The organism is Micromonospora zingiberis (assembly GCF_004331455.1).
Lineage (GTDB): Bacteria > Actinomycetota > Actinomycetes > Mycobacteriales > Micromonosporaceae > Micromonospora > Micromonospora zingiberis.
Map to the genome: position 1 here is coordinate 94803 of NZ_SJJR01000023.1, position 7109 is coordinate 101911.

Sequence of the window (7109 nt, forward strand, 5' to 3'; positions counted from 1 at the left end):
TCGAGCGGCCTTCCGCTGTTTCTGTCGTAACCCATCTCGCCTCCTACCGGTCGTGCCCGGCGGCCTGGCTTCCCGCCCGGGCGTCCCTTATGCCCGTCCAGGTGGGGGAAGTTTTCCGTTCCGGCGGGCATGGACGGCCTGGCCGGTGGAATGCGGGATGACGACGGCATGGGGAGGCCGAGATGAGTGCTGTGACGCGACAGCTGAGCGGAGCCCACGAGACGCTGCGGGCGTACACCCGTCGGATCGACATACCAGGGCTGGGGGAGGTGGCGATGCCGCCGCCGGACAAACTCGCCTACTACGCGGGTATCGGGGTGCTGACCGCGCTCCAGGTGATCGAGTGGCCCCTGGCGTTGGTGATCACCGCAGGGCACCTGTTGGCCGACCAGCACCTGTCCGGTCTGGCCAAGGGAATCGGGGAGGCACTGCAAAGCGCCTGATCAGCCGCAGCTGACCGGCCTGGTGCCGGCGGTGGTCATGGTCGCGGCGCGCCCGGCCGACACGTACGGGTGACCGGAGGGAAGACGACACATCTTCCCGTTCACGTTCGCCCTAGCGTGAAAGCCATGCTCACGTTCGTTGCCACCAGTCTTCTCTACGTCTGTGGATTCGTCTTCCTGTACGGGGTGATCCGGCTCGCCGTCCGGCACGCTCTTGAGGACGTCGAGGTGCGACGCATGCAGGCCGAGCGGGCGGAGGAGATGGCCGCCTCCCGGGACCGCTCCATGCTGCACAAGCACGGCTTCCTCACCAACAACGGCTGACCCCGGCAGGTCACGGTCGCCTGCCGGCGGTGCCGCCCAGCGCAGATGCGACGATCGCAGCTGTGATGGGAACGCTGAAGACCGAGCCTGCCCGTACCCGCCCCGACCTGCTGGCCGCCCCGGTTGCCGCCGCGCTGGCCGAGTGGCCCGCCGATGCCCCGGTGGAGGTCGACTCGGTGCTGGTCGCCCCGATCGACGCCGAACTCGCCGACACCGCCGCGTTCTGCGCCGCGTACGAGGTGGGGCTGGACGAGTCGGCCAACTGCGTCGTGGTCGCCGGCAAGCGGGAGGGCGTGGTCCGCTACGCGGCCTGCCTGGTGCTCGCCACCACCCGGGTCGACGTGAACGGGGTGGCCCGCCGGGCACTCGACGTACGCAAGGCGAGCTTCGCGCCGATGGCCGACGCGGTCGAGTTGACCGGCATGGAGTACGGCGGAATCACGCCGATCGGCCTGCCGGCACAGTGGCCGATCCTGGTCGACGCGCGGGTGGTGGCGACGCCGTACGTCATCGTCGGGTCGGGCTTACGGCACAGCAAGATCGCGCTGCCCGGCGCGGCGCTGGCCGCGCTGCCGAACGCGCGGGTGGTGGAGGACCTGGCCAAGCCGGCATGAGTGTCGATCGTCCTCGATGTTGTTGCACGTGAAACATCGAGGGGCGCTCAGTTGCCGGCGGCCTCGCGCTGTTCGACCTCGGCGAGGGCGGCCAGCAGGGTGGCCGGCTCCTGGGCGCCGGTGACCGCGTACTTGCCGGCGAGCACGAAGGTGGGCACGCTGGTCACCCCGAGCTGGCGGGCCTCGGTCAACTCGGCGGTCAGCTCGGCGACCCCCTCGTCCGAGTCGAGGAAGCGGCGGGCCTCGGCGCCGTCCAGGCCGACCTCGGCGGCGACGGCGGCGAGCGCCTCCCGCGAACCGATGTCGACACCGTCGGTGAAGTGAGCCCGGTGCAGCGCCTCGACCGTCTCGCCGCCGCGACCCCGCCCGTCGGCCCAGTCGATCAGCCGGTGTGCGTCGAAGGTGTTGGCCGCGATCGCCCGATCGAAGTGGAAATCCAACCCGATGCTCGCGCCGACCTCGGTGACCTGGGCGGCCATCTGCCGGGCGCGATCCGGTCCGCCGAACTTGTCGCCCAGCACGGCCAGCAGCGGCCGGGGCTCGGTCACCGGCGTCGCATCGAGCTGGTAGGGCCGGTGCCGGACGGTGACCTTGCCGTCGTACGAGGCCAGGGCCGTTTCGAGTCGTCGCCGACCGATCCAGCACCAGGGGCAGACCACGTCGGCGTAGATGTCGATCTCCATAACCGGGGTCAACCGGTCGGTCCGCCGATCTGTTCCCGCACCTGCCGCTTGAGCCGGGCCAGGATGGCGGTGCCGCCGCGCACCCGCAACGGGCTGATCGCCTGTGCCAGCCCCATCCGCTGGTACAGGTCGTCCGGCACGGCGAGGACCTGCTCCGGGCTGGCTCCGGCCAACCCTTCGGCGAGGATGCCGGCGAACGCCCGGGTGGTCGGCGCCTCCGGCGGGCAGTCGAACAGCGTCCGTACGGTGCCCTCGGGCGTCAGATCGGCGCGGAGGAAGAACGGGGTCTGGCACTCCGGCACCTGCTCCATGCCTTCGTGGCCCTCGTACCCGGCGGGCAGCGGCGGCACCGCGTCGGAGTATTCCAGCAGCATCTCCAGCACCACGTCCCGCGGGGCGGCGGCGAACTCGTCCACGATCTCGGCCAGCTTGCTCGGCATCTCGGGCATCCCGCCAGGCTACCGACGCCGTGAGCTACACCGTGGGTGACTGCTCGCTGATCTGGCCGAGGGCGGACTGCGGGTCGAGCTGCACGGCCAGGTCGCCCAGGGAGACGATGCCGACCAGCTTGCGTTCGGCGTCGCAGACCAGCACCCGACGTACCCCGCGTTCCCGCATCAGCGCCGCCGCGTCCCCCGCCGAACAGTTCTGCTCGATCATGACCACCTCGCGGGTGGTGATCGAACCGATCGTCGTACTGGTGGGATCGCTGTTGGCGGCGACCGCCCGGACCACGATGTCGCGGTCGGTGAGCAGGCCGGCGAGGGTGGCGCCGTCGGTGACCACCACGTCACCGATGTCGGCCTCCTTCATCACCCGGGCCGCCTCGTCAAGGGTGGTTTCCGCCGACAGGTAGATGACCTGACGGGTCATCACGTCAGCGACGCGGTAGTCGGACATGAGAGCCTCCAGAGTGCATTCGGCCGATTCCGATGCGGTACCCCGTTACCCGACAGCTACACCCCTGTTTGATGGAACGTGGTGCGAAAGCGCCTCTATGAGGGCATTTTCGTACCAGGATTGCGGTGTGGATGAGGTGAGGCGGGTTGCGGCTGGGGCGCTGGATGTGGGGTATGTGGATGCGGGGGCGGTGGACGGGCCGGTGGTGCTGTTGTTGCACGGGTGGCCGTACGACATCCACAGCTTCAGTGAGGTCGTGCCGCTGTTGACGGCGGCCGGCCATCGGGTGCTCGTGCCGTACCTGCGCGGTCACGGCCCGACCCGGTTCCGGTCCGCCGAGGCGATGCGCAACGGCGAGCCGGCGGCGATGGGCATTGACGCGATCGAGTTCCTGAACGCCCTCAACGTCGAGACGGCGACGCTGGCCGGTTTCGACTGGGGTGCTCGGACAGCCGACGTCGTGGCCGCTCTCTGGCCGCAACGCTGCCGGGGACTGGTCTCGGTGAGCGGCTATCTGATCGACGGACAGGCTTCGGGCCGGTCGCCACTGCCGCCGAAGGCCGAGTACACCTGGTGGTATCAGTTCTACTTCGCCACCGAGCGCGGCCGGCAGGGCTACGCCCGGAACACGTACGACTTCGCCAAGCTGATCTGGCGGACGGCCTCGCCGCAGTGGAACTTCGACGACGCCACCTTCGATCGCACGGCGGTCGCGTTCGACAACCCGGACCACGTCGACGTGGTGATCCACAACTATCGGTGGCGGCTGGGCCTGGCCGACGGCGAGCCGCAGTACGCCGACCTGGAGGACCAGCTGGCCGCCAAGCCGCCCATCACGGTCCCGACGATCACCCTGGAGGGCGACGCGAACGGCGCGCCGCACCTACCCCCGGAGGTGTACGCCAAGCAGTTCACCGGCCCGTACGAACACCGTACGGTCAGCGGCGGCATCGGGCACAACCTGCCGCAGGAGGCGCCCCGGGCCTTCGCCGACGCGATCCTCGACGTCGGCCGGATGGACTGAGCCGTTCGGCCTGGCCCGGCTCCGCTCAGCGCGGCATGGCCCCGGCTCAGCGTCGCCTGGTGGAGGTGACGAAGGCGCGCCAGGCGGTCGGCTCGAAGGTGAGCACCGGGCCGGTGACGTCCTTGCTGTCGCGTACGCCGACCATGCCCGACAGGTTGTCGGCGACCTCGACGCACTCGCCGCTGGCGCTGCGGGTGGACTTGCGCCAGGTCGCGCCCGTCAGATCGTCCACGACTCCATCACTTCCTTCATCAGCACCTCGGATTGCCCCTTGGGAAGGGCGACGCTGCGGACACCCTCCCACCTCGCCAGCAGCGTAGCGATTTCGTCGTCCCTGTCGATGGTTGTGCCGCCGACGTGGTTTTCGAGGTGTCCCAGCCACTCGCCTTCCACGCCTCGGGCCAAAGTGATTGGGCCGGCATGCCCCACATGCACACTCGCGTCGGCGGGAATCACGTGCACCAGGACCCCGCCGCGCTTGACACAGTCGAGCAGGTGGCTGACCTGCTGGGTCATGATGCCCCGGAAGCTCTCGTCGGCCCGGCGTAGCGTCGCCTCCTCGATCACCGCGACCAGCATCGGCGGGTCCGGCCGGGTCAGGATCGCCTGCCGCTCCATCCGTACCGCCAACCGCCGCTCCACCTCGTCGTCGCTGAGCAGGTCGTCGGCGCGAATCACCGCGCGGGCGTAGTGCTCGGTCTGCAACAGGCCAGGGACCAGCGTCGGGTGATAGCAGCGCAACTGGCGGGCGGCGCGTTCGGCGTCCAGCCAGGGACGCAGCCAGTTCGGCTGGCCGTGCAGCTCGGCGATCCGCAGCAGGCCCAACAGCAGGCCGTCACTGTTGAGCACCTCGTCGGCGCGCTTGAGAAAGAGCCGGTCGAACGGTCGCTGCCCCAGCTCGATGGCGGATATCTGAGAGCCGGAGAAATGCACCAGCTTGCCGAAATCCTCCTGGGTCAGCTCGGCGGCCAGCCGCAGCCGGCGCAGCTGTGCCCGGATCAGTTCGGCGGTCGGCTCGGATTCCACAGTGCCTCCACGATCTGTCGGCTGCTCGGACGGGCATCCCGGCCCGGTGTCGGCGCCGCCACGTCCGGTGTCGATGCCTTCCGACCGTAGCCGCACAGTCACCAGACTGTCACGCAGCGGCCCTGCTCCCATCCACCGGGGACGGGGTGGGGCTGCGCGGGGACCGCCCTGTCACCTACCCGGCCGGGGCGGTCCCCACCAGGGCGGAGTTCGAATCGTGGGAGGTGGAGCGATGGCGGCTCGTACATCGGGGCGCAGTTCAGCGGGATCGGGCGACCCGGAAGCCGACGTCGTCGACGATGAACGTCGGATGGCTGCGACGGCGTACCGACGCGCGGCAGCTCCACTGCTCGTCGAACCATCCGCCGCCGCGTAGCACCCGGTAGCTGCCGTAGACCTCGGCGTCGTAGACGTCCCAGCACCAGTTCCACACGTTGCCCAACATGTCGTACAGGCCCCAGGCGTTGGGCTGCTTGCCGCCCACCTCGTGGATCCGCTCGTCGGAGTTGCCCCGGTACCAGGCGATCTGGTCGAGCGGCCCGTACCGGGGGCCGGTCGTGCCGGCGCGGCAGGCGTACTCCCACTCGGCCTCGGTGGGCAGCCGGTATCCGTCGGCGTGGACGTCCCAGTCGACCCGGTCGCCGTCGAGCCGGTACGCCGTTGCCAGGCCATCCTGCTGGGACAGGGCGTTGCAGAAGCGGATCGCGTCCGACCAGGACACGCTCTCGACGGGGAGGCGCTCGCCGGTGGCGGCGCTGGGACGCTCGCCGGTGACCTGCGCGTACTGCTCCTGGGTGACCGGGACCGCCGCGATGTCGTACGGCTGGAGTTGCACCGACCAGCGCTGCTGGGTACGGCGGTCCGACAGCGTCACCAGCCCGGCCGCGATGGGCACCATGGCAAGCTCCGCCTTCACGAGCAGTGAGCGTACTGGAGTCGGCGGGCGATGACCTCCGCCACGATCGGGCCGGCGGGGCAGCCTGGTGCGGTTGGCGGGTGCCAGAATTTGCGATGTTAAGAAGGGGCCCTTCCTATACCGCAGGCGTTAATAAGGTGCCCTTCCTTACTCCGAAGGAGCAGTGGTGCGCTGGCGCAGTTTTGTCGCGATCGGCGACAGCTTCACCGAGGGCCTCGACGACGCCTACCCGGACGGCACGTTTCGGGGCTGGGCTGATCTGGTCGCCACCCGGCTGGCGGCCGAGGTCGGCCCGGAATTTCAGTACGCCAACCTGGCCATCCGGGGGCGGACCTTCCCGAGCGTGGTGGCCGAGCAGGTACCCCTGGCGTTGGGGATGAAGCCCGACCTGATCAGTTTCGCGGCCGGTGGTAACGACGTGCTGCGGCGAACCTTCGACCCGGACACCCTGGTCGGACGCTTCGACGAGGTGGTCGGCCGACTGCGGGCCGACGGCGTCGACGTGGTGCTGTTCCGGTTCGCCGACGTGATGGCCCGGCTGCCCGGGCAGCGGCTCATCGCACCCCGGGTCGCCCTGCTCAACCGGGCGGTCGGCGAGACCGCCGAACGACACGGCGCGATCCTGGTCGACCTGTACGCCGACGACACGTATCTCAATCCGATGCTGTGGAGCACCGACCGGCTGCACCTGTCCCCGGCCGGACACCGCCGGGTCGCCGGCCAGGTGCTCACCGCCCTCGGCGTCGGCTGCGAGGAACAGTGGCTGCTCGTGCCGCCGCATCCCGAGCCGACGCCCTGGCTGTCCGCCCGCGCGGCCGACCTGCGCTGGGCCGGCCAGCACCTGGCCCCCTGGCTCAAGCGCCGCATCACCGGCCGTTCCTCCGGCGACACCCGCACCGCCAAGCGCCCCACCCTGACCCCGCTGTCCGACTGATCTCCGACCTGGGCGACGTCTACACCCTGCCGAGGAACAACGGCGAGCACCAGAACTGGAACATCATCGGCCTCTAGGCATCGGTCGCGCCCGCCGCGCGCAGCAGCGCGCGGCGGGCCTCGTGTTTTGACCATCGTGGGGATTTGTGGTGGTCGAGGTCTAGCGGAACAGGGAGAACCCTGTCCATGATCTGAGTTCTCACACAAAGATCATCAATGGGCAGGGTTCTCGATGAGGAGAGTAAC

Annotated in this window: 11 protein-coding genes; 5 read left to right on the forward strand and 6 right to left on the reverse strand. The window is 69.7% G+C overall.

Going from position 1 to position 7109, the window contains the following annotated elements; genetic code table 11:
* Nucleotides 1–182 precede the first annotated feature (182 nt).
* The 3 genes from E0H26_RS25125 to E0H26_RS25135 all read left to right on the forward strand — a co-directional run bounded on the left by E0H26_RS25125 (nt 183) and on the right by E0H26_RS25135 (nt 1381).
* Nucleotides 183–443 carry a hypothetical protein gene (locus E0H26_RS25125; RefSeq protein ID WP_131307892.1) on the forward strand — a complete coding sequence of 87 codons (261 nt, stop codon included), beginning with the start codon at nt 183–185 and terminating at the stop codon, nt 441–443.
* A 126-nt stretch (nt 444–569) separates the two neighbouring features.
* Nucleotides 570–767, forward strand: a complete 198-nt coding sequence (locus E0H26_RS25130) for a hypothetical protein (RefSeq protein WP_131307894.1) — start codon at nt 570–572, stop codon at nt 765–767.
* 65 nt (nt 768–832) lie between these two features.
* A complete protein-coding gene (locus E0H26_RS25135; protein WP_131307920.1) occupies nt 833–1381 on the forward strand; it encodes a YbaK/EbsC family protein in 549 nt (182 codons plus the stop codon).
* 47 nt (nt 1382–1428) lie between these two features.
* On the opposite strand, the gene E0H26_RS25140 is transcribed toward E0H26_RS25135, so the two are convergent.
* From E0H26_RS25140 to E0H26_RS25150, 3 genes are read right to left on the reverse strand one after another with little or no spacing between them, the layout of a single operon-like run.
* Nucleotides 1429–2064, reverse strand: coding sequence for a DsbA family oxidoreductase (locus E0H26_RS25140; protein ID WP_131307896.1), 636 nt, complete (start codon nt 2062–2064; stop codon nt 1429–1431).
* 8 nt (nt 2065–2072) lie between these two features.
* Nucleotides 2073–2513: a SufE family protein gene (locus E0H26_RS25145; protein WP_131307898.1), complete on the reverse strand. Its 441-nt coding sequence runs from the start codon at nt 2511–2513 to the stop codon at nt 2073–2075.
* A gap of 25 nt (nt 2514–2538) precedes the next feature.
* Entirely contained in the window at nt 2539–2964 is a 426-nt protein-coding gene (locus E0H26_RS25150) for a CBS domain-containing protein (RefSeq protein WP_131307900.1), read from the reverse strand.
* Nucleotides 2965–3091: 127 nt separating this feature from the next.
* Between E0H26_RS25150 and E0H26_RS25155 the strand changes: the two genes are divergently transcribed.
* The gene (locus tag E0H26_RS25155) at nt 3092–3988 is read left to right on the forward strand and encodes an alpha/beta fold hydrolase (protein ID WP_240742357.1); all 897 of its coding nucleotides are present in this window, start codon (nt 3092–3094) and stop codon (nt 3986–3988) included.
* 46 nt (nt 3989–4034) lie between these two features.
* Here the strand turns inward: E0H26_RS25155 and E0H26_RS25160 are convergent, their stop codons facing one another.
* The 3 genes from E0H26_RS25160 to E0H26_RS25170 all read right to left on the reverse strand — a co-directional run bounded on the left by E0H26_RS25160 (nt 4035) and on the right by E0H26_RS25170 (nt 5912).
* Complete coding sequence (locus E0H26_RS25160) at nt 4035–4220, reverse strand: DUF397 domain-containing protein (protein ID WP_131307904.1); 186 nt, start codon at nt 4218–4220, stop codon at nt 4035–4037.
* Nucleotides 4208–5014, reverse strand: coding sequence for a helix-turn-helix domain-containing protein (locus tag E0H26_RS25165; RefSeq protein WP_131307906.1), 807 nt, complete (start codon nt 5012–5014; stop codon nt 4208–4210). The genes E0H26_RS25160 and E0H26_RS25165 overlap by 13 nt, the downstream gene beginning before the upstream one ends.
* Nucleotides 5015–5273: 259 nt before the next feature.
* Nucleotides 5274–5912, reverse strand: a complete 639-nt coding sequence (locus tag E0H26_RS25170) for a formylglycine-generating enzyme family protein (protein ID WP_131307922.1) — start codon at nt 5910–5912, stop codon at nt 5274–5276.
* Between the two features lie 184 nt (nt 5913–6096).
* Here E0H26_RS25170 and E0H26_RS25175 point away from each other — a divergent pair, with 184 nt between their 5' ends.
* Entirely contained in the window at nt 6097–6864 is a 768-nt protein-coding gene (locus E0H26_RS25175; RefSeq protein WP_131307908.1) for an SGNH/GDSL hydrolase family protein, read from the forward strand.
* Nucleotides 6865–7109 lie beyond the last annotated feature (245 nt).